This is a genomic window from Streptomyces sp. NPDC111507 (assembly GCF_055638955.1).
Map to the genome: position 1 here is coordinate 122,723 of NZ_JBVKBU010000016.1, position 19,561 is coordinate 142,283.

Here is a 19,561-nt window from a genome sequence, read left to right on the forward strand (position 1 = left end):
GATGCTCGGGCTTGTAACTTGCAGTGGACCGCGACACCGCCCGAGGAGGTGAGACCCATGAACGCTGTATCGACGTGGGTGCTCCCCCTTCCCGTCACGGCCGGCGATTGACGTAGGTGTCGCCGGGAGCGCCTCGACAACAAGGCCCTCCCGAAAGGCAACACCTATGCACTCTCCGCAATTCACCTCCGAGTCGTCGTCGAACGATACGGTCGAACGCGCCTTCACCGTGGGCGACGTCCCCGGACTCCAGCCGTCGGCCTTCGGCGGCGATCGCGCGCCCCTCATGTTCGACGTGATCATTGCCGGGTGCGGGCCGACTGGCGCGATGCTGGCCGCCGAACTGCGGCTGCACGATGTGCGGGTACTCGTTCTGGAGAAGGAAACCGAGCCCGTGTCGTTCGCCCGCATAGTCGGTCTGCACATCCGCAGTATCGAGCTGATGGCAATGCGCGGACTGCTGGATCGCATTCTCGAACACGGAAGGAAGCGTCCGGCCGGCGGATTCTTCGCCGCCATCACCAAACCCGCGCCCGAGAGCCTGGATTCCGCGCACGCCTATCTGCTGGGCATCCCACAGCCGGCCATCGTTCGCCTGCTCGAAGAACGTGCGATCCAACTGGGTGCGCAGGTCCGGCGCGGCTGTGCGGTAGCCGATTTCGAACAGGACGACGCGGGTGTGACCGTCGAGCTGGCCGACGGCGAACAGCTGCGTTCGCGCTACCTCGTCGGCTGTGACGGCGGGCGCAGTACCGTGCGCAAACTGCTCGGCGTCGGCTTCCCCGGCGAGCCCTCGCGGACCGAGACGCTGATGGGTGAGATGGAAGTGGGCGTGCCACAGGAGGACATCGCCGCCAAGGTGACCGAAATCAACGAGACCAACAAGATTTTCAGTCTCAGGCCCTTCGGTGAAGGGATCTATCGCGTCGTGGTTCCCGTCGCGGGAGCCAGCGATCGCGCGGAACCGCTCACCCTCGAGGATTTCAAACAACAGCTGCGCACCATCGCCGGAACCGATTTCGGCGTGCACTCCCCGCGCTGGTTGTCCCGCTTCGGGGACGCCACCCGGCTGGCCGAACGTTATCGGGTCGGGCGGGTGCTGCTGGCAGGCGATGCGGCACACATCCATCCACCCACCGGGGGACAGGGCCTCAACCTGGGCGTTCAGGACGCGTTCAACCTCGGCTGGAAACTGGCCGGACAGATCCGCGGCTGGGCGCCGGAAACACTGCTGGACACCTACCAAGCCGAACGTCATCCGGTCGCCGAGGACGTGCTGGACAACACCCGCGCCCAGATGGAACTGCTGTCCACCGAACCGGGCCCGCAGGCCGTGCGCAGGCTCCTCACCGAACTGATGGACTTCGATGAGGTGAACCGCTATCTGATCGAGAAGATCACCGCGATCGGCATCCGCTACGACTTCGGCGAAGGCCCCGACCTGCTCGGGCGCCGCCTGCGCGACATCGACGTGAAACAGGGCCACCTCTACGGTCTGATGCATCGCGGTCGCGGACTGCTGCTGGACCGCACCGAACGCCTGACCATCAGCGGCTGGTCAGACCGGGTCGATTACCTCGCGGATCCCGCTGCGGGACTGGATGTTCCGTGTGTCCTGCTACGCCCCGACGGCCACGTCGCCTGGATCGGCGACGATCAGCAGGACCTGGACGACCACCTCTCCCGTTGGTTCGGCAAGCCCGCCAACTGATTTCGCCTGAGTAATCGAAATGGCCCGCGAGGAGGATCGAACGGCCAGTAGCGACTGACCATCGGAAAGCTGGAGGCAGCATCAGCCGTGGTGCTCTGGCGCCAGGGTCGGCCTGCGAGGAGGGTTGCCCTCCAAAGTGACGACCGGAAGACGGCGAAAGAGCTTCGAGGAGCTCGCCCCCTGCATGGCCCTGTGTGCCTGCGGATCGCTGGACCCGCCGAGGCTCTGAACCCCCTCATCTCCGTCCGGGGCGAACGGGTCGCCGGTGGGCCGGCTTCGACCGGGACGCTGTCTGGAAGGTCGTCGTGTGCGGGGTCGAGCGCCCCGTTCCCTGGCCATCAACGGTCTCACCGTCAGCTTCTACGGCTGTCGCGCGGACCACGCCGACACCTTGGCACAGATAGGCCGCTGGACGGGATTCTGCAGGGGGTACCAGGATCTCGCCCGGCTCCATCTCTCGTACCCGGAGGTGGGCTGCAGCGCCCAACGGGTCAATCACTTCGAGGTGTTCGCGGCGATCCGCCGCGACGAGCGGTCGCTGCGCGAAGAGCTGAAGCGCTGCTGAGATGGCGCTGATCCCAGATCAGCGTGCGGTCCAGCAGTTCTCGGAGGCAGGTTGGCACCCACCGCTCCATGATTGAGTTCATGCGGGGCAACTGGACGCCGCTGAGGGCGACCTCGATGCCGGCGTCCTGGAGGATCGCGTGGAACAGCTCCGTGAACTTCCCGTCCCTGTCTCTGATCAGGTAACGGGCCTGGCAGCCGCCGTCATCGAGGTCCATGACAAGATTTTTCGCGGCCTGGGTGACCCAGGAGGCGGTCGGGTGTGTGGTCGCACCGAGGATCCGGATCGTCCGATTCGCCTGCTCGATCACCGCGAGCACGTACAGCCGTGCTCCGCTCAGAGTGACAGGTTCGCCGCAGTACGCCGCCCGCCTCTTCGAAGTCCAGGAGCAGGGCGCGTCCGATCAGCGTCTGCAGGAGATCGCCGTCGAAGCGCTCAAGGCGGTGTACTTCCAGGACGGCGGCCGCCGCGCCGGAAGCCTGGAGGAGGTCCGCTTCACGGACATCGAGCACTTCGACTTCGACCTATAGAAGGCCTCCGAACAGCCGGGGGCTGTCGCGGTGTTGTGACTGAGCGCTTCAGTTGTCGGGTGAGTGCGAGACTCGGTACGTATGAGCGCGTTGGCCGGTGCCGGGCGCCCGCTCGGCCAGTGGAAGGCTGCCGAAGCACTTGTTAGGTATTTAGCTAAGGTGCTAAATATTGGCTATGACAGGAGCCCAGGACGAGGCGGGGGCCTTCCGCGCGCTCGCTGACCCAACGAGACGCCAGATCCTTGAAGACCTCAGGGGTGGCGAGCTCGCGGCCGGTGAGATCGCGAGCAGGTTCGCCATCAGTGCGCCATCCGTCTCACGGCATCTGGGTGTGCTCAAGAGTGCCGGGCTTGTCACCGAGCGCCGGGACGGCAACCGGATCCTCTACACGCTGGCCGAGGACCGCCTGGCGATCTGCATCGGGCGGTTCCTCACCGTCGTGTGCCCAGAGCAAATCGTGCTGCGTCACACCAAATGGCGCCCTGGGGCGCAGAGCGAGGGGTCATGAGGCAGCCACACTTGTCCAGCGTCGTTGAACGACGGCTTCTGGTGAACTACCGGGTCGCCCCGGACGCCGCGGCACGCCTGCTCCCCGAGCCGCTGCGCCCGCATCTGGTGCACGGTTACGCGGTCGCGGGCATCTGCCTGCTGAGGCTGGGAAGCGTGCGGCCCACCTGGGCACCCAAGGCGGTCGGCCTGCGGAGCGAGAACGCGGCCCATCGAATCGCCGTGGAATGGGACGGACCGCACGGGGTGGAGACCGGCGTCTACATCCCACGGCGCGACACTGCCTCGCGGCTCAATGCCTGGGCCGGAGGCCGCGTCTTCCCCGGCGAACACGGCCGCGCCGATTTCGAGGTGCACGAGACACCCGGCCAAGTACATGTCGCCTTCGCGACACGGGATGGCGACACCCGAGTGGATACCACCGTCGAGCTGTCGGACGAGCTGCGGGGCAGCGAACTCTTCGCCGACCTCGCAGAGGCTTCCCGCTTCTTCCAAGGTGGGACAAAGGGCCTCTCGGCCACCAGGTCCGGCCAGCACCTGGACGGCATGGAACTGCACACCGACGCCTGGCACGTGGAAGCCGGCCGGGTTCGCTCCGCCGCGTCGTCCTTCTTCGACGACCCAGACCGGTTCCCGCTGGGGAGCGCAACCCTGGACTGCGCCCTGGTCATGCGGAACGTCCCCGCCAATTGGACTCCCCTCCCGATCACACCCGTCAACTGAGGCGCTCAACTCGCCAACTGAAGCGCTCAGTCACACAGGCCTGTGGTCGGGTAGCCAGGTCACGTTGCCGACGTGACCTGGCTACCCGACCACAGCAGCGCCACGGTGAAGCTGGCCCAGCCGCGTGTCGTCGATGCCCCCTGGGGGCTGTCCGGCCCCTGACTTCTCTCCACGGCAACTCCTGGGATGCCAAGGACGGCTCCTCCATGGTTGTACTGGGAGCCGGATGAAGACATCGCAAGGGACGGTTCACGGGGTGGGCGGTCTCAGCTTTCGCTCTGCCCCGCACGTGCCCGGCGACGCTGGGCGGCTGCGAGGGCGGGCAGGGCAGCGTCGGGTGAGGGAGTGCGTTTGATGCCGCGGCTGACGATGGCTGTCTCGACGTGGCTGATTCCCAGGCCCGCCAGGTCGCGGGAGAGGAAGTCGTAGAGGGCGGTCAGGTCTGGGAAGTACGCGGCCGCGTGCAGGTTCGAGGGTCCCGACGTGGCGAACGCCCCGTGCACGGCAGGATGATCGGCCAGCGCTTGCCCGGCGGCGGCCAGGTAGTCCGGGGCCACGTGCAGCAGGAGTTTGGCCTCGATGGGCAGCCCAAGTCGGCGGGGATCGACGAGGACCTGGGTGATCAGGCGGTCCTGAGCGGTCAACTGGGCGATGCGCCGGCGCACCGTGCTCTCGGGGTGTCCGGTGCGGGCGGCCAGGGTCGCGGCGGTCAGCCGGGCGTCCGGGGTGAGGGCGTCGATGAGGGACTGTTCCAGGGCATCCGTGTCGACGCCGTACGGGCCCTGGGAATCGGAAGCCGCTGCCGCCGGGACCGGCTTGGCCGGGGTCAGGGCCGCGCCTTCCGGTGCGGTCAGCACCTGGTGCCGCCACTCGGAGGTGAGTCGGAAGACGTGCAGGATGGTGGCGCTCTCCAGTGACGTGACCGCCTGAGTGGAGGGCAGCTGACGGAAGACCAGCGGGTCGCGCGAGCCTGGCTCGGTGCGGGCGACCGCGAAAATCTCGTCACCCGAGGTGGTGACGTCGATGAACGGGATGTCCTCGCGCGCGGCGAGTGCGGCCACGATCGTGTCGAGCTTTCCGCGAAGTACCCGGATGCGCAGGAACAGGGCCCCGGCCGCGCCCCCGTTACGTGGCCGCGCGACAGGGGAGACCACTACGCGCACGGTGCCGTCGGCGCCGAGCGCGTGCAGCCGGCGGCGCACGGTGGCGGGGTTGAGGCCCAGCACCTGGGCCGCGTGCTCCGCGGTGAGGCGGCCGTCGCACTGCAGAGCGGCCACCAACCGTTGGTCTACGAGGCTCAGTACGGAATCCGCCGATGCGCGCGTCATGAAGGCAAGTTTCGCCCATTCCGCCGTGGTGTGGAGCCTGCCCCGGGGACCGCGCCCCAAGAATGGATGTCGTCCCCCTGTCCCCGACCTGCGTCAGCGGACCCGAGCCACGGAAGGAGCACTCGATGATCCTCCATCCACGCATCGGCTTCCCCGGCCTGATCGGCTGACCGCCCCGCACCATCTGGGCTGTCACCCGCGACCCGGCGAAGGGGCCTGCGGCCCGACGTAACGACGCCTCACACCGGGCCGCCCGACTTTCCGAAACCCCAGAGCCTCGAACTCGGAGAACGACGGATTCACCACGGAGGTCCATGTGCCTGTGTCCGGACAACGCGAAAAACTACGCTTCGCCAGCGGTGACACCTCGTGCGCCGCCTGGCACTACCCGGGGTCCAACGGCGGCTGCGTGATCATGGCCGGAGGCACCTCGGTGACGAAGGAACCGGCCTCGGACCTGTTCGCTGCACGGTTCAACGATGCCGGCTTCGCCGTCCTGGCCTTCGACTACCGACGGTTCGGCGAGAGTGGCGGCGCGCCGCGCCAAGTCGTCCGCTTCGGTGAGCAGATCGCCGACTGGCAGGCCGCGATCGAGTGCGCGGCCGGTCTGCCCGACGTCGACCCGGACAGGATCTCGATCTGGGGCTTCTCGCTCGCAGGCGGCCACGTCTTCCGTGTCGCGGCCGACAATCCGCAACTGGCCTCCGCGATCGCGCAGACGCCACTGGTCGACGGTCGCGCCGTCGCTCCCCACGCGGTGCGCTGCATGACTCCCAGCGCGCTCCTGAGGCTCTTCGGCCGGGGCGTCGCGGACGCGCTCGGCAGCCTCGTCGGGCGGCCGCCGCTGCTGGTCCCGACCGCCGGAGCTCGCGGCACGGTCGCCTCGCTCACCACACCCGACGCCATGGACGGCGACCGGGCCCTGGACCCCGACCACCGCTACACGGACTGGGAGCAGACGGTTGCCGCCCGGATCGTGCTGCGGCTCGGCGGGTACCGGCCCGGCCGCCATGCTTCCCGGATCCGGTGCCCGCTGCTGGTGGTCGTGTGCGACCAGGACCAGAGCGCGCTTCCAGGACCCGCCGTCCAGGCGGCCCGAAACACTACGGAGTCCGAGGTGGTCCACCTGACGGGCCGGCATTACGCCCCGTTCCTCGAAGCGCACGAGGACGCCGTCGAGGCGGAAATCACCTTCCTGGAAAAACATCTGACACGTTCGCATGCCGCCCCAAGAAGGGTGTCGAACGGCACTGATTAGTTCAGTGGCGCAGCGAACTAATCAGTGCCATATCCGATGGCGTGTCTGCCTCCTGCTCTACCGCACTGTCCAGAGGCCTTCCGGTGGCCCCTGTCCCGGATCACCGGGGTGCGGCCGCGTTGCGACCAGGTCCTGAGGTGCGGCGGCGTCATGGAGAAGCCGGCCTCGTCAGCAGGCGGGCTCCTTCGACACCGGTCAGTTCATCGCGGCCAGTGCCATCCCGCCCTGCGCGGCGTTCCTCGACCCCGAACAGCTGCGAGCGGTCCTCAAGGAGTGGCAGGACAACAGCCAGTGCTGTGGACGGGCGTCGCTGTCCTACGTCATCAACTTCTATCGGCTGACCACGAACCTGGGCCCAGAGCGCGACGAGGTGTGGCGGGCCTTCTTGGCCGAACTCCTGCCGTTCGATGACCATTATCAGACCATGTCCACATCAGCATCATGCGAGAGGATCCAAATGAACTGGAAGCCGTCAAAGCGTCTGCTCGGACTGGGAATCGCCAGCGCACTCTCGGTCGGCACGATCCTCGCCGCACCGACCGCCGTGCAAGCGTCCCCGACTGCCGGAATTGGCAGTTGCCTTGCGGGGGAATGGTGTGTGAACCTCAACAATAACTACACTGGAATTATTGTGGCATCCACCGGAACTTGGGCACATTTTCCGATCGAGGCCACGATAAAATCATGCGCCAACGATACCAATCTCGATCTTGAACTATTTGGGATCGGGACGCATATCACCTGCCCTGCGCACACGCACAGAAACGGCTTCAGCCTGTACTTCAAGCATGGAACGGCGAAGAAGCTTTAGCCTCGATCTTGCATGAGGGTCCGTCAGCTTGCTGGCGGACCCTTTCTGTTCGTTCAGGTCGAGGATTTGTGCTTGTGCGCAGGGTGATGGCCCGGCTGTCGCGCCGGGCGGGCCCCGGTTCCACGGCTCCGGGGGGCTTGATGCTTGTAGGGACGGGGCGCTGCTGGTCAGCTGGGGTTCGGGAGGGTACGGAGCCCGTCGATCGCGTGGGTGATGACGTCGGTCCAGGGCCATCGGGCGGTGAGACGGAGCCAGTGGCGGCGGCCGGTGTTCACGAACTGGGCGGCGGCGGAGGAGAGGCGAAGGCGGAGCTTTTTGGGTTCCCGGCGGCGGGTGTCGCCGGTCAGGGTGAGCGTCGGCATCCAGGCGAGGAGGTCGAGTGTGAGGGAAATGATCTTCAGTCAGATCCGGTTCTGGGCGGTGTCGTGAAGGGGCAGGTTGCGCAGGACGGTCTCGCGGGCGTTTCGGATGCGGTCCTCGCAGCGGGCCCGTCTGCGGTGGCGTAGTTCGAGGTCGGTCGGGAGAGTAGGTCCACGGCCCGGCCAGCGAATCGTGGGCGGCAGCGCGAAGCTCCCCGGCCGGCACGAAGGAGACCTCGGCATCACGCCATACGGGTCACTGGCGACCGCGTCGACGGCTCGCAGGCGGACATCGCCGAACAGTGCCGCGACGTCCGCTCCCCGCAGACCGACCAGCGACGCGAGCGAGGCGGTCAGCTGCGCCTGTAGGTCAGCCGGGATCCCCGGGTCACTTCAGGGAGGATGGGGCAGGGCTGGTACCAGGTGCCGGTACACCTCGCCGGCCTGCTCCGCAGTGAGGAAGATTAATGTCTCGGCCGCTTCGGCCAGCCGCACCGCGTCCACCAACGGCGCAGCGACGAGCAAACGCGCCAGCCCGTCCGGACCGGCCGCCGCGTCGGCAGCGCGTCCCGCCTTCTGACTGCGCTGCGGAAGCAGCGTCGCGAGGATCTGGATGGGGTTCGGCGGCAGTTCGCTGATGTCCATGCCACCGAGGGACATCCAGGCCAAGCGCAGCAGCATCACCCGGCCCGCGTGCCCCGGGCGTAGGTGTCCACCAGCGGCGAGGACGCGTACACGTGCGCGATGGTGTGGATCCGAACTGCCACCTCCAGCAGGGCAGCAGCCCTCAGCGCCGCACCGCCCCTCCTGAGAGGCGCCGCCCAGGGCACCGGCAAGCTCGCGCAGTTGGGCGACGATGCACGAGGCCAGTGGCTTCAACGCGAAGTGCACGCACGTCAGCTGGGTCATGGCGTTCAGTGAGCCTCCGCCAACTTGAAGTCGCAGGTCAAGGGGCTGGTGTGCCGGTCTGTCGGCGTACTCAGGCTAGTCGTGGGCGGCAGTCTACGAGTAGATCATCTGGCAGAGCGGTCGGCTGACCGGTTCCTGCTCTCTGTGGCCGGGCGGCCTTCTACGATCCCGTCTGCTTGGGAACCGGTCGGCATGGACGGCCCGGAGCCAACCCAACCGCCCAGCTGTTCAGCGCCATCGTGAAAGATGGAACCATGGCAGGGGAAGCAAGCGAGATTGTCCTGAGCAAGCAGGACCTTCGTGAGGTCGCCGCGTTCGCCGCAGCGTGTGCAGAGATGGTGCTCGAGATATTTGAGGCCGATCAGCCGGGCGACTCGCGGCCTCGAGAAGCTATCAGTGCCGCGTGTGAGTTCGCTCGGGGCGGCGAACGTGGGCGATCTCTGCGCGACACAGCGTCGGCGGCCCTCAAGGCGGCCAAGAGGGCGGACACCGCGGCTGCGCGCGAGGCGGCGTGGGCAGCGATGTCTGCCGCAGGCTCCGCCTACCTGCATCCGCTGGCCAAGGCCACCCAGGTCAAGCACATTCTCGGAGCGGGCGCTTACGCGGCCAGAGCAGCAGAACTCGTCGCCGAAGACGATCGGAGCGTTGGTGTTCAACACCTTGAGCAGACGGTGCATCGTGTAACAGCGGTCGTCGTTGACGTCCTCAAACGCTTCCCGGCAGCGCCAAGTGGCGGCGGACGGGTCGGTGAGTTGATCCGCATGCTGGACACTGGCCTTCGTTCACTCACCTTCACTGAGTGACTGTCAGCGTCCAGACGGCGCCGGCCCACATCCGTCAACGGTCGACTTTGAGGTTCGTCAGTACGAGCAGGGCGCGCAGGAGGTGGGTGGCGCGGGCGGGGTCGGTGCGGAGTTTGTTGATGGTCCGGCAGTTCTTGAGGTGGGCGAAGCCGTGTTCGACCGGTGCGCGTCCGACGGCGAGGACGCGGTTCGCTTCCTTCTGGCCTGGGGTGAGCTTGTGGGCGCGGGTGGCGGTGTAGCCGGTGACGATCACGGGCTCGAGTACGCCGGTCTCCAGGCCGCGGAAGCCGAGGTCCGCGAGGCGCCGAGTCCGGCGTCGCGCAGGTGGGCCAGGATGTGGTCGTGGCGGGCGGCGGTGTTGTCGTGGGTGCGGCCGGGCCGGGCGGCGGATATCCAGATCAGGTGGCCTCTCTCGTCGGTCAGGGCGAGGAAGTGCAGGCCATGGCTGTGATGCTTGCCGGAATAGTTCCGCCGGTCGGCCTTGCCCGTGCGGCGCCTGGTGCGGATGAGGGTGCCGTCGATCAGGACCACTCGCCCTGCTTGGCGACCTTCTTCAGGGCGCGATCCAGGCGTGGCGCCTAGGGCCGCATCAGGCAACGTTCGCCGTGTGGTGAGGTGTCGCCCGGTTGCTGCACCCGGCGACAGCGGACCGGGTCCGGGACATGATCCGCAACTTCAACACGGACGGTTTTCAGGTTCTCACCCGAAATACAAGGGCAGCCGGCCGAGAACGTTCACCCTGTCCGAGCGCCGTGAGATCAAGAAGATCGCCAAGTCCAAGCCAGCCGAACACAGCCTGCCGGTCTTCGACCTGGAGCCTGACCAAGCTGCCCGATTTCCTGGCGCAAGGTGGTCGACAGGGCGGATGTCGCCTGATGCGACACTAACGAGATGTTGGTGGAGCGGCCGGTCGGCCCAGAGCACCGTCGATGCAGCCTGCCATCCAGTTCTGGGATGTTTCCACTTCTAGTGCCTCTGCGTGCTCGACGCACTCGTCCCCTGCCGCGCCGGTGTTGTCGAAAGAAGTGGGATCGCCGAGATGCCTCGCAGGTCCCCCTTGGCCGAAGCGGTAGCCCTTCTCGTACTGCTCCGCATATCTGCCCTTGCACCCGGATACAAGCAGCAGCGGGAAAACCAGAAGTGCAACTATGTAACCCTTCACATGTTTGGTGAAGCCCAGACAGCCACACCACGCGACCGCCCCAGGCTCATCCTTGACGTGAAGAATCGGGAGGGCTTCCTCGTCCATGTGGCTCATCCTCCCAGAACACGCCAACACCCCAACACCCAGGCAACGTTCGCCTGGGTGTTGGGGTGATCGTTGGTGTCGTCGACTCGCCGCTATCCGCCGGAATCGATGCATGCTGAGAGTCGGATCTGTTGTGCTGGGTGTCTCGGATGTGCCGCGTACGGCCGCGTTCTGGACGGAGGTTCTGGGATACGTCCCGCGAGAAGAGATGGAAGACGATCGGGTGGTACTGGTCCCGGCGGAAGGGACCGGGGTCCAGCTGTCGCTCGGCCTCAGTGAGACGCCGCGCTGCAGGAGCATCCGCGGATCCATCTGGGCCTGTATGCCGGGGACGCCGCCGACCAGGCCGTCGAGGTCGAGCGGCCGCTGCGGATCGTCCGTCGGGGCACGGGGTCGGTGGTGGCCTGGCGGCGGGCCCAGATGGTGCTGCTGTCCGCGCAGGCGGACCTGCTGCGGGACTGCCAACGACGCGGCATGCGTGCCCCCGTCCTGGCCGTCGGCGATGGCGCGCTCGGCTTCTGGAACGCGCTCAGCGAGGTCTTTCCCGCTACCCGCCATCAAAGGTGCTGGGTTCACAAAACCGCGAACGTACTGGACAGCCTTCCGAAGTCGGCCCAGCCCGCGGCGAAGAAAGCGATCCAGGACATCTACAACGCCGAGGACCGCGACCACGCCGCGAAGGCGATCAAGGTGTTCGCCGGGCAGTACGGGGCGAAGTTCCCCAAGGCCGTCAAGAAGATCACCGACGACGAGGACGAACTGCTCGCGTTCTACGACTTCCCCGCTGAGCACTGGATCCATCTGCGGACTACGAACCCCATTGAGTCGACTTTCGCAACCGTCCGCCTGCGGACCAAGGTCACCAAGGGCGCCGGCAGCCGCGCGGCAGCTCTCGCGATGGTGTTCAAGCTCGTCGAGTCCGCCCAGACCCGCTGGCGAGCCGTGAACGCACCCCACCTCGTCGCCCTCGTCCGCGCCGGAGCACGCTTCGAACGCGGCCAGCTCGTCGAACGGCCGCACACGACCGCGGCATGAATAGGGTGGCGGACCTGCCTCGAAGTTCGAGATCATCCGACCATGTCAGATGGCGCACCAGGACAGGACCTTCCGGTCGGCTTCGGGTTCCGGCCGTACTGCGGCGACGAGGACCACGGCCCCATGGCCACGGTGCGGCTGGGTTGTGCTGAACGGGACCGGGTCGATGCCCATTCGGTTGTGGAAGGGCTCCCGACAGCGGCCGAGATCGCCGAAGCCTCTGCCAAATTGGAGGAGCCATCTAAGAACCAGATCCTGGTGGTGCACGACGGGAGCGTCGTCGGCTACTCGACGATCCGGTGGTGGCAGGAGCGGGACAATACGTGGCTCTACCTGCACCGCGGCTACCTCTTGCCCGAGCATCGCCGCCAGGGCATCGGGTCAGCCATGCTGAGCTGGGCCGAAGAGCGGATCCGCCAGCTCGTCAAACAGCATGGAACAGCGCGGACGGCAGTGATCGGCGCGAACGCCATGACCTCCGAGCAGGACGCTACGGCGCTCCTGCAGGCAGCTGGCTACCGACGTGTCTTCAGCCTGGTCGAGCTGGAGCTGGGCGATCTGCGGCAGTTGCCCGAGAAGGGCAGCGAACCGCCGGCCGGGATACGGACAGGGCCGATCGGGACAAGCCATTACCGTCCGGCCTGGAAGATGGTCGTCGATTCGTACGCGGAGACCGGTTTCGCTCAGAAATGGCCTTTCCAGGACTTCGTCGACACCGCCGACCCGGAATGCTGGAGGGCTGCATGGAGCGGGCAGGAGATGGTCGGCGTCGCCCTCTGCTCCATCCGTCGGCACGACCACACCGTGGGCGAGGTCGAAGAGCTGAGTGTCCGGATGGACGCGCGGCGCCTCGGAATCGGCCGGGCCCTGCTGCTGGACGGGCTGCGGGGCCTTCGTGAGCAGGGTGCAACGACCGCGCGGCTGTTCACGGGCACGGCAAACCCTCACCGGTCCTACGATCTTTACGAGAGCGTAGGGTTCCGGCGGCAGAACGAGTACGTCCGCTACCGCAAGCCGCTTGCTTGAGCGACCGGTCATTGGGCTGTCCGGTCAGTCCACAGGATTTGACAATTCCTCTTGGGCCGACAGGTCGTTGTGACACACGGTCTCTTGATTTCCGGCCAGCGGGGTGCCGGCCGTCAGGTCATGGAACTCACGCACGAGCCGGGCGGCCGTCACCAAACTCTCGTCCGATGACACAGCAGCTGGTTGTCGCGGCTCCCATGCCACGTGGCCGTCGAGGTAACTGAGGACTTCACGGCCCTCGTCGTCCACACCGAGATACCGCGGAGCACCGCCCCAGTCACTAGTTTCAAGCAACCTCAGCAGATCACCCACGAACTTCGCCGAGGCTGGACGGCGCACCGTGTACCCGACACGAACGACCGCATTGACGAAACCTCCAGGCAAGGACGACTCAGGCATCCATCCACCCTGCCTGATCGCTGCCTCTAACGCTCATAACTTGTCCCGACGCTTGATCCCCCCAAGACAACTCCGCCAGATGATCTACTCCGCTCCGCAGACTGCCACCCACGACCAGCGCGATCACCCCGACAGACGACGCAGACCCCAGGGTGACTGCTGCTGGACATCACGGGCTGGCGGCCGGAGGAAGTCGACGACGGCGCCGCCCTGTCCACCGAGCTGTCGCGGTGGCCAGGCGGCCGAGCCCTGTGCGACCCGCGCCCCGGCGAGCCGCGCACGCCCGGCCCCGGCGTGAGCTGCCGGTTCTACTACTCCGGGGACACTCCCTGACCGCCGCAGAGGGCTCGCCGGGCGGACCTGCCCGGGGCACGCTCGAAGGCGTGAGCAGCGCGCGGATCGTCGTACACCCGCCCTCCCGCACGGGCGGCCGGAGTCACTGCGTAGTCACGCGGCCGGGACGCAATCCTGGGCACTGCCCACAGCGATCACGATCGAGCTTTCACAGCGTCCTGGGGTTCGCCCAGGTCACCACGGGCGTACGAGCGTGGGCGCGCCCAGCCGGGTTGCGCGTCGGCCGGGCCGCCGCGCCCGTGCCGCGAAGCTGCGGCGGTGACGTCAGGCAGGGGACGTCGACGGGGGAGAGGCCAGGGCGGGCGCGGTGCCGGCGTGCGGGGTGGCGTCACCGGCCGGAGGCGTCGCGGGCAACGTCGACGCCGACTTCCATCACCGGCTCAAGTCCCACCTACGTGATGATCAGCATCGCCCGGCTGCCCCACCCGGCGGAGAACGACCAGCCCGTCCACGGATGACCGCACCGCGCTGGGGCGACTAGCCCGGAGACGATGCTGCTCGCCGTCTGGGCGAGGGCGGTGGTCCGGCCGGTGTATCGCAGGCGGCCTCCGTCGTCGTACCTGCCGAGCAGCAGGGTGCGGGGAGCGGCCGGGAAGCCGGTGACCGCGCCGCAGGTCGCCTCGCTCGTCTCGCGGACCTTGTATTTCTGCCAGCCTCTGACCGGGGGCCGGTAGGCGTCGTCCAGCCTCCTGGAGACCATGCCCTCCCTCCCGACCGACGCCCATGTCAGCCACTCGCCTACGACGTCGGCCTCGGTGGTCGACGGGCACAGCGCCGACAGTCGACGGGTGGCGAACACGGACTCCAGCGCGGCCCTGCGCCGCCGGTGTGGCCACCCGGTCGTGTCCGTCCCGGACAGCCGCAGCAGATCGAACGCCCGGAACAAAACAGGGTCCTACTTTGTCATGCCCCCATAAGGTGCAAATTGCCATTGAGTGTCAGGCTTCCGCCCCCAGTCGCCCAAGAAAGGCAACTCCTTGACCACAACTAGTCCCCAGATGATTACACTGGGCGTTCAGCTGAATAATACGGACGTAACCGACGCGGCCATCGCCCTGTTCGACGACCGGGGCACGGTGGTCGCATGGACACAGGCCGCCGAACAGCTTGTCGGTCATTCCGCCAGGGACATGGTGGGCCGGACCGCTGACCTTGTACTTCCGTCTTTCGCCCAGGCGCCGACTACATCTGTCTTCGTCGAGCGGTGCCGCGCCCAGAACGGCTGGTCAGGCACGACAAAGGTGCGCCACCGCGACGGCCGGGTGCTCGACGTCAGCCTGCGGATTTCGAAGTTGCGCGGGCTGGAGGGAACAGTGCAGTGGCTCGCCACCCTCGCTTCCGTCGGCACAATGCCCGGGGACGCGATCGATGAATCGGTGCGCGGGCCGCTTCTCTGCCGCGCACCGGTCGGCGTCGTCATCCGAGACCCGCACATGCGGTGCACCTTGACAAACGACACGATGGAGAGCCACGACGGCATTCCCAGCGACCGACGACTCGGACGCCGGTTCACCGACACGCAGCCCGACGCCAAGGCCGAGGTGCTGGAGGCGATGATGCGGCAGGTACTCCAGAGCGGCACCACTAAGGTCCACGAGTACCGGACGTGGCTGCCGACGAACCTGGGCCGGGAACGTCCGTACGCCGTTTCTTGCCACTGCCTCTTGGGCGCCGACGGGAGGGCACTGGGGGTGTGCGTCATCAGTGTCGATCTCACTGAAAGCCAGCTGGCCCGCGAACGTCTCGCGACCCTCAGCGAGGTCAGTACGCGTCTGGGCAGCACCCTGGATGTGATGCAGGCCAGCCAGGAACTGGCCGACCTCGCCGTACCCCTGCTCGCCGACTTCGTCGCCGTTGACCTGGAGCAGTCGGTCCCGTTCGGTGAGGGCCGCCCGGCCGCCATCAGCCCGTCAAACAAGCGTCTTCCTGTTCTCCTGCGCGCAGGCCAAGCCTCGGTCCACCACGGAGTTCCGGAATTGCCATGGAAGCGGGGCGAGTCGATCAACATACCGCTCGCCTCACCCTTCATCACCGCGCTGCGCACAGGGACGTCCCACCTGGAACCCGTCCTGGACACAAGCACGGGAACGTGGATCGACAAGAACCCAGCACTGGCGCAAACGATCCGAGAGAACGGCGCCCACTCGCTGATGATCGTACCGATCCGCACGCGGCGCGCCCTGCTGGGCGTGGTGCTGTTCGTCCGCAGCAAGGAACCCGGCCCATTCCAGGAGGCCGATCTGCTTCTGGCCGTCGCGCTCGCCAACCGTGCCTCGCTGTCGTTGGACAACGCGCGCAGGTACGCCCGCGAAAACACTGCTGCCCTCACACTGCAACGCAATCTGCTGCCCCGTCATTTGTCGGGCGGCACGGCCGTCGAGGTGGCCTCGCGCTATCTGCCGGCCGACTTGGACCACGGCGTGGGGGGCGACTGGTTCGATGTGTTCCCGCTGTCCGGCGCCCGGCTCGCCTTCGTTGTCGGCGACGTGGTGGGGCACGGCCTCCACGCCGCCGCGACCATGGGCAGGCTCCGCACCGCCGTCCACACCCTCGCCGCCATGGAATTGCCCCCCGACGAACTCCTGGCCCACCTCGACGACACGGTCCAACGACTGAGCGAGGAAGACGGCGATCTCCCGGACGAGACCCCCGCGGTGATGGGCGCCACCTGTCTGTACGCCGTCTACGACCCCGCCACCCGCCAATGCACCATGGCGTCGGCCGGGCATCCCCCACCCGCGATCATCGACCCGGAGAACCAGGTCACGTACCCCGACCTGCCCATGGGAACCCCACTGGGCATCGGCCTGGGGGACCCTTTCGAGTCCGCACAAATGGAACTGGCCGAGGGAAGCATTCTCGCCCTGTATACCGACGGCCTTGTCGAGACCCGGGACCGCGACATCGAAGAGGGAATGCGCCGGCTGGGCGGCGCCCTCACGCAACCGGGCCGATCTCTGGAAGAACTCTGCGAGATCGCAACGCGGACCGTTCCGGACCAGGCGCCGAGCGACGACATCACGCTCCTCCTCATCCGGACCCACTCCCTCGGCCCGGACCGGATGGCCTGCTGGACACTACCCGGTGGCCAAGCTGCCGTCTCCCACGCCCGCAACCTTGCAGCACGTCAACTGACGCAATGGGGCCTGGAAGGTCTTGAGGACGCCACGAAACTGATCGTCAGCGAACTCGTCACCAACGCCATCCGCCACGGCCGGGTCAGGCTGCGACTCATCCGGCACCAAGTGCTGACCTGCGAAGTGTCCGACACCGACGTCTTCGTTCCGCGTCCGCGTTGCGCACGTACCACGGACGAGAGCGGTCGCGGCCTCTTCCTCGTCGGCAAGCTGTGCCGCAGGTGGGGCTCCCGCATGGTAGCGGGCGGCAAAATCGTATGGGCCGAACAAAACCTCCCCCCGCATCCGGTCTCGTCGATCCAGAAGCGAAAGACCTCCTCGTCGGGCGCCGTCCAGTCGAAGCCGCCGTCCGGCCCGACGATGTAGCCGTCAGGTGAGACGCTCATCGAAGAGGTCACCCTGCGCATCAGGAGGCCTCCTCGGAAACGGGATCCCGAAGGCAAGCGCCGAGGCGGAGCACGACGCAGCGGTGCTCTCCTTGGTGAGCGGAGGCCACGGAATGGCGATCATGCAGGGGCTGTCCCTGGTCGGAGCACCGGACTCGGTCGAAATCACTGATCTCGGCCCTGAGCGCCCGACCCGCCAGGTCGGCTGTGTCACCACTTCCGAACTGTCCGGATCCGCTGCCGTGCGCGCCTTGGTGAGGGAACTGAGGGCGACGGTCGCGCAGGGTGTGAGCCTTCTCAGCGACAAGGCTTGATCAGTTCGAGTGGGCGAGCTGTCGGATCTCCGACACCGTTCGCTCTTCCTCGACGGGTCGTTCGGCGCGGGCGTCCGCAGTGGTCCGGTGCTGGTGGTAGCCGGAGCGGGAGATGCCCCGGACCCGACAGATCCGCTGCACGCCGAAGGCGGCGCGGTTCTCGGAGATGAAGTCTCAGCGGCGGGGGCTTACTTCACCTCCCGGGCGAAACAGGCGGCTCGAAGCCAAAGGATCAGCCTCCGCCGTCACAAGAGAGGTGACTTGCCGGTCAACTAGTTGCCGGGGATCCCCGCTCGGGACGACCTCCGCCCTGTCCGGCATCAGAAGGAGAACTGACATGACCGCCACCGCCACCCCTCTCGCACCGCTGGACGACCAGCTGGCCGGCGACTTCTACCTCTACGAGGCGCTGCTCCCGTACGACGAGCGCAAGATACTGCTCAAGGCCCGCACCTTCCTGCGCGAAGAGGTCAAGCCGCTGGTGAACGAGTACTGGAGCAAGGGGGAGTTCCCCAAGGAGTTGATCGAGAAGTTCCGCGGCAGCGGACTGGCTGCCCTGTCCTACGAGGGATACGGCGAGCACCTGCCGGCCGTCAGCCACCTGCTCGGCGGCATGCTCGCCCTGGAGATGAGCCGTGTCGACGCCTCGGTCGCCACCTTCTTCGGCGTCCACACCGGGCTCGGCTTCTACTCCATCTACTACGGCGGCGACCAGGAGCAGCGCGACCGATGGCTGCCCGCCATGGCCTCGATGGAGAAGATCGGCGCGTTCGCCCTGACCGAGCCGCTCGGCGGCTCCGACGTCTCCGGCGGCATGCGCACCACCGCCAAGCGCGAGGGCGACACCTGGGTCCTCAACGGCGCCAAGAAGTGGATCGGCAACGCCACCTTCGCCGACTATGTCGTGGTGTGGGCGCGGGACGTCAACGACAACCAGGTCAAGGGTTTCGTCGTGGAGAAGGGCGCCCCCGGCTTCGAGCCGGTGAAGATCGAGGGCAAGATAGCGCTGCGGATCGTGGAGAACGCCGAGATCACCCTGACCGACGTACGCGTGGCGGAGGCGAACCGCCTCCAGAAGATCAACTCCTTCCGGGACGTCACGGAGATCCTGCGCTTCACCCGAAGCGGAGTCGCCTGGCAAGCACTGGGAGTCATGATCGGCGCCTACGAACTCGCGCTCGACTACGCCAAGGAGCGCCGGCAGTTCGGCCGACCGATCGCCAAGTTCCAGATCGTCCAAGACCTGTTGGTGAAGAGCCTGGGCAACATCACCGCCTCCTGGGGCATGCTGGTGCAGCTCGCCCGGCTGCAGGACCAGGGAATCTTCCGCGATGAGCACTCGTCGCTGGCCAAGGCGTTCGTCACCTCCCGTATGCGGGAGGTCGTCGCCTTCAGCCGCGAGATCTTCGGTGGCAACGGTATTCTCCTCGACTACGATGTCGCCCGGTTCTTCGCCGACGCCGAAGCCCTCTACTCCTACGAGGGCACCCGCGAAATGAACACCCTTATAGTCGGCAAGTCCATCACCGGGCACAGCGCCTTCGTGTAAGCCGTCCGGCAACCTCCCAGGAAGCGTGTGCCGCTAAAGGGTGTTGCACAACGACGATCAGGCTCAGATCCAGCCACCACCGTCGAGATCAACTGTCCGTCTGTGCATCGATTTGCCCTGCTACCGCAGGAGCTCGGGAACGGCCCCGAAAGATCATCTCAGCCTTCTGCAACACCCTTTACACCTATAACGACCTGGGCATGGTCAACACCGTCGGTGGCAGCACCGACTACGTCAGAGGCGTCGGCCACACCCAGTACGACCCGCGCGGGGATATCGTTGATCAGTAGAAAGTCGCGCCGCAACGCGTGGATGGCCTCGCCCGGGCCGGTCCGTGCGGCGGCGATGGCCAGGTCGAGGCTGAGGTGCGCGTTCACGCCGAGCGGCAGGTGCTGGACGACGATGGTGTCGGCGTCGTCGAACAGCTCAGTCAATGGCCGTGCGGGCCTCGACGGTCACCCGTTGGTGCAGCGGCGAAGTAACTGACCCGGTCACCGGCGCGGCCGGCTTCCCGCACGATCCCGCAAGCCCGTCCACGACATTGTCGATGTCCTCTGCCGCCATGCCCAAATCCCGCTCACGGTCCCCTCGTTCGGCCCGCACCCGGC

Annotated in this window: 18 protein-coding genes and 8 pseudogenes; 15 read left to right on the forward strand and 11 right to left on the reverse strand. The window is 66.9% G+C overall.

Going from position 1 to position 19,561, the window contains the following annotated elements; translation table 11 throughout:
• Nucleotides 1-166: 166 nt before the first annotated feature.
• The 5 genes from rox to ACZ7M2_RS41565 all read left to right on the forward strand — a co-directional run bounded on the left by rox (nt 167) and on the right by ACZ7M2_RS41565 (nt 4,036).
• Entirely contained in the window at nt 167-1,711 is a 1,545-nt protein-coding gene (gene rox / locus ACZ7M2_RS41545) for a rifampin monooxygenase (RefSeq protein ID WP_471599739.1), read from the forward strand.
• 307 nt (nt 1,712-2,018) lie between these two features.
• Nucleotides 2,019-2,276, forward strand: coding sequence for a Z1 domain-containing protein (locus ACZ7M2_RS41550; protein WP_471599740.1), 258 nt, complete (start codon nt 2,019-2,021; stop codon nt 2,274-2,276).
• A gap of 215 nt (nt 2,277-2,491) precedes the next feature.
• The gene (locus ACZ7M2_RS41555; protein WP_471599741.1) at nt 2,492-2,806 is read left to right on the forward strand and encodes a hypothetical protein; all 315 of its coding nucleotides are present in this window, start codon (nt 2,492-2,494) and stop codon (nt 2,804-2,806) included.
• A gap of 175 nt (nt 2,807-2,981) precedes the next feature.
• Complete coding sequence (locus ACZ7M2_RS41560; protein WP_168500502.1) at nt 2,982-3,314, forward strand: metalloregulator ArsR/SmtB family transcription factor; 333 nt, start codon at nt 2,982-2,984, stop codon at nt 3,312-3,314.
• On the forward strand, nt 3,311-4,036 hold the full coding sequence (locus ACZ7M2_RS41565; RefSeq protein ID WP_471599742.1) for a DUF2071 domain-containing protein: 726 nt from the start codon (nt 3,311-3,313) through the stop codon (nt 4,034-4,036). Before ACZ7M2_RS41560 ends, ACZ7M2_RS41565 begins: the two co-directional genes overlap by 4 nt.
• A 266-nt stretch (nt 4,037-4,302) precedes the next feature.
• Here the strand turns inward: ACZ7M2_RS41565 and ACZ7M2_RS41570 are convergent, their stop codons facing one another.
• On the reverse strand, nt 4,303-5,364 hold the full coding sequence (locus ACZ7M2_RS41570; protein ID WP_471599743.1) for an Lrp/AsnC family transcriptional regulator: 1,062 nt from the start codon (nt 5,362-5,364) through the stop codon (nt 4,303-4,305).
• 322 nt (nt 5,365-5,686) lie between these two features.
• Here ACZ7M2_RS41570 and ACZ7M2_RS41575 point away from each other — a divergent pair, with 322 nt between their 5' ends.
• The gene (locus ACZ7M2_RS41575; RefSeq protein ID WP_471599744.1) at nt 5,687-6,622 is read left to right on the forward strand and encodes an alpha/beta hydrolase; all 936 of its coding nucleotides are present in this window, start codon (nt 5,687-5,689) and stop codon (nt 6,620-6,622) included.
• 77 nt (nt 6,623-6,699) lie between these two features.
• On the opposite strand, the pseudogene ACZ7M2_RS41580 reads toward ACZ7M2_RS41575, so the two are convergent.
• Nucleotides 6,700-6,792 (reverse strand): annotated as a pseudogene (locus ACZ7M2_RS41580) (transposase); the annotation flags it as partial.
• A gap of 215 nt (nt 6,793-7,007) precedes the next feature.
• Here ACZ7M2_RS41580 and ACZ7M2_RS41585 point away from each other — a divergent pair.
• Entirely contained in the window at nt 7,008-7,433 is a 426-nt protein-coding gene (locus ACZ7M2_RS41585; RefSeq protein ID WP_471599745.1) for a hypothetical protein, read from the forward strand.
• 167 nt (nt 7,434-7,600) lie between these two features.
• Here ACZ7M2_RS41585 and ACZ7M2_RS41590 read toward each other — a convergent pair.
• A pseudogene (locus ACZ7M2_RS41590) lies at nt 7,601-7,948 on the reverse strand (transposase); the annotation flags it as partial.
• A 237-nt stretch (nt 7,949-8,185) separates the two neighbouring features.
• Nucleotides 8,186-8,437: a hypothetical protein gene (locus tag ACZ7M2_RS41595; RefSeq protein ID WP_471599746.1), complete on the reverse strand. Its 252-nt coding sequence runs from the start codon at nt 8,435-8,437 to the stop codon at nt 8,186-8,188.
• A gap of 518 nt (nt 8,438-8,955) precedes the next feature.
• Between ACZ7M2_RS41595 and ACZ7M2_RS41600 the strand changes: the two genes are divergently transcribed.
• Nucleotides 8,956-9,504 carry a putative immunity protein gene (locus tag ACZ7M2_RS41600; protein WP_471599747.1) on the forward strand — a complete coding sequence of 183 codons (549 nt, stop codon included), beginning with the start codon at nt 8,956-8,958 and terminating at the stop codon, nt 9,502-9,504.
• Between the two features lie 34 nt (nt 9,505-9,538).
• Here ACZ7M2_RS41600 and ACZ7M2_RS41605 read toward each other — a convergent pair whose 3' ends face one another.
• Complete coding sequence (locus tag ACZ7M2_RS41605; protein WP_471599748.1) at nt 9,539-9,757, reverse strand: transposase family protein; 219 nt, start codon at nt 9,755-9,757, stop codon at nt 9,539-9,541.
• Nucleotides 9,754-10,035, reverse strand: coding sequence for a transposase family protein (locus tag ACZ7M2_RS41610; protein ID WP_471599749.1), 282 nt, complete (start codon nt 10,033-10,035; stop codon nt 9,754-9,756). Before ACZ7M2_RS41610 ends, ACZ7M2_RS41605 begins: the two co-directional genes overlap by 4 nt.
• Nucleotides 10,036-10,145: 110 nt before the next feature.
• Between ACZ7M2_RS41610 and ACZ7M2_RS41615 the strand changes: the two are divergent.
• Nucleotides 10,146-10,358, forward strand: a pseudogene (locus ACZ7M2_RS41615) (hypothetical protein); the annotation flags it as partial.
• A 29-nt stretch (nt 10,359-10,387) separates the two neighbouring features.
• Here ACZ7M2_RS41615 and ACZ7M2_RS41620 read toward each other — a convergent pair.
• Nucleotides 10,388-10,753, reverse strand: coding sequence for a hypothetical protein (locus tag ACZ7M2_RS41620; protein WP_471599750.1), 366 nt, complete (start codon nt 10,751-10,753; stop codon nt 10,388-10,390).
• A 112-nt stretch (nt 10,754-10,865) separates the two neighbouring features.
• On the opposite strand from ACZ7M2_RS41620, the pseudogene ACZ7M2_RS41625 reads away from it, so the two are divergent.
• The 3 genes and pseudogenes from ACZ7M2_RS41625 to ACZ7M2_RS41635 form a co-directional block, all read left to right on the forward strand.
• Nucleotides 10,866-11,122, forward strand: a pseudogene (locus ACZ7M2_RS41625) (VOC family protein); the annotation flags it as partial.
• Between the two features lie 72 nt (nt 11,123-11,194).
• Nucleotides 11,195-11,788: pseudogene (locus ACZ7M2_RS41630) on the forward strand (IS256 family transposase); the annotation flags it as partial.
• A 42-nt stretch (nt 11,789-11,830) separates the two neighbouring features.
• Nucleotides 11,831-12,814, forward strand: coding sequence for a GNAT family N-acetyltransferase (locus ACZ7M2_RS41635; RefSeq protein WP_471599751.1), 984 nt, complete (start codon nt 11,831-11,833; stop codon nt 12,812-12,814).
• Nucleotides 12,815-12,838: 24 nt separating this feature from the next.
• Here the strand turns inward: ACZ7M2_RS41635 and ACZ7M2_RS41640 are convergent, their stop codons facing one another.
• Both ACZ7M2_RS41640 and ACZ7M2_RS41645 read right to left on the reverse strand, forming a co-directional pair.
• Entirely contained in the window at nt 12,839-13,213 is a 375-nt protein-coding gene (locus ACZ7M2_RS41640; protein ID WP_471599752.1) for a protein kinase family protein, read from the reverse strand.
• Between the two features lie 745 nt (nt 13,214-13,958).
• A complete protein-coding gene (locus ACZ7M2_RS41645) occupies nt 13,959-14,453 on the reverse strand; it encodes an ATP-dependent DNA ligase (protein WP_471599753.1) in 495 nt (164 codons plus the stop codon).
• A 112-nt stretch (nt 14,454-14,565) separates the two neighbouring features.
• On the opposite strand from ACZ7M2_RS41645, the pseudogene ACZ7M2_RS41650 reads away from it, so the two are divergent.
• Nucleotides 14,566-16,953 (forward strand): annotated as a pseudogene (locus ACZ7M2_RS41650) (SpoIIE family protein phosphatase); the annotation flags it as partial.
• A 41-nt stretch (nt 16,954-16,994) separates the two neighbouring features.
• Here ACZ7M2_RS41650 and ACZ7M2_RS41655 read toward each other — a convergent pair.
• Nucleotides 16,995-17,111, reverse strand: a pseudogene (locus ACZ7M2_RS41655) (dihydrofolate reductase family protein); the annotation flags it as partial.
• Nucleotides 17,112-17,134: 23 nt separating this feature from the next.
• On the opposite strand from ACZ7M2_RS41655, the pseudogene ACZ7M2_RS41660 reads away from it, so the two are divergent.
• Nucleotides 17,135-17,404, forward strand: a pseudogene (locus ACZ7M2_RS41660) (LysR substrate-binding domain-containing protein); the annotation flags it as partial.
• Nucleotides 17,405-17,741: 337 nt separating this feature from the next.
• On the forward strand, nt 17,742-18,953 hold the full coding sequence (locus ACZ7M2_RS41665) for an acyl-CoA dehydrogenase family protein (protein WP_471599754.1): 1,212 nt from the start codon (nt 17,742-17,744) through the stop codon (nt 18,951-18,953).
• A gap of 158 nt (nt 18,954-19,111) precedes the next feature.
• On the opposite strand, the gene ACZ7M2_RS41670 is transcribed toward ACZ7M2_RS41665, so the two are convergent.
• Nucleotides 19,112-19,387, reverse strand: a complete 276-nt coding sequence (locus ACZ7M2_RS41670; RefSeq protein ID WP_471599755.1) for a DUF5995 family protein — start codon at nt 19,385-19,387, stop codon at nt 19,112-19,114.
• Between the last annotated feature and the right edge of the window lie 174 nt (nt 19,388-19,561).

Coding starts and splice junctions, on each gene's coding strand:
- rox (WP_471599739.1), top strand. CDS start 167: ATGCACTCTCCGCAATTCACCTCCGAGTCGTCGTCGAACGATACGGTC.
- ACZ7M2_RS41555 (WP_471599741.1), top strand. CDS start 2,492: ATGACAAGATTTTTCGCGGCCTGGGTGACCCAGGAGGCGGTCGGGTGT.
- ACZ7M2_RS41560 (WP_168500502.1), top strand. CDS start 2,982: ATGACAGGAGCCCAGGACGAGGCGGGGGCCTTCCGCGCGCTCGCTGAC.
- ACZ7M2_RS41565 (WP_471599742.1), top strand. CDS start 3,311: ATGAGGCAGCCACACTTGTCCAGCGTCGTTGAACGACGGCTTCTGGTG.
- ACZ7M2_RS41570 (WP_471599743.1), bottom strand. CDS start 5,364: ATGACGCGCGCATCGGCGGATTCCGTACTGAGCCTCGTAGACCAACGG.
- ACZ7M2_RS41595 (WP_471599746.1), bottom strand. CDS start 8,437: ATGGACATCAGCGAACTGCCGCCGAACCCCATCCAGATCCTCGCGACG.
- ACZ7M2_RS41600 (WP_471599747.1), top strand. CDS start 8,956: ATGGCAGGGGAAGCAAGCGAGATTGTCCTGAGCAAGCAGGACCTTCGT.
- ACZ7M2_RS41620 (WP_471599750.1), bottom strand. CDS start 10,753: ATGGACGAGGAAGCCCTCCCGATTCTTCACGTCAAGGATGAGCCTGGG.
- ACZ7M2_RS41635 (WP_471599751.1), top strand. CDS start 11,831: ATGTCAGATGGCGCACCAGGACAGGACCTTCCGGTCGGCTTCGGGTTC.
- ACZ7M2_RS41640 (WP_471599752.1), bottom strand. CDS start 13,213: ATGCCTGAGTCGTCCTTGCCTGGAGGTTTCGTCAATGCGGTCGTTCGT.
- ACZ7M2_RS41665 (WP_471599754.1), top strand. CDS start 17,742: ATGACCGCCACCGCCACCCCTCTCGCACCGCTGGACGACCAGCTGGCC.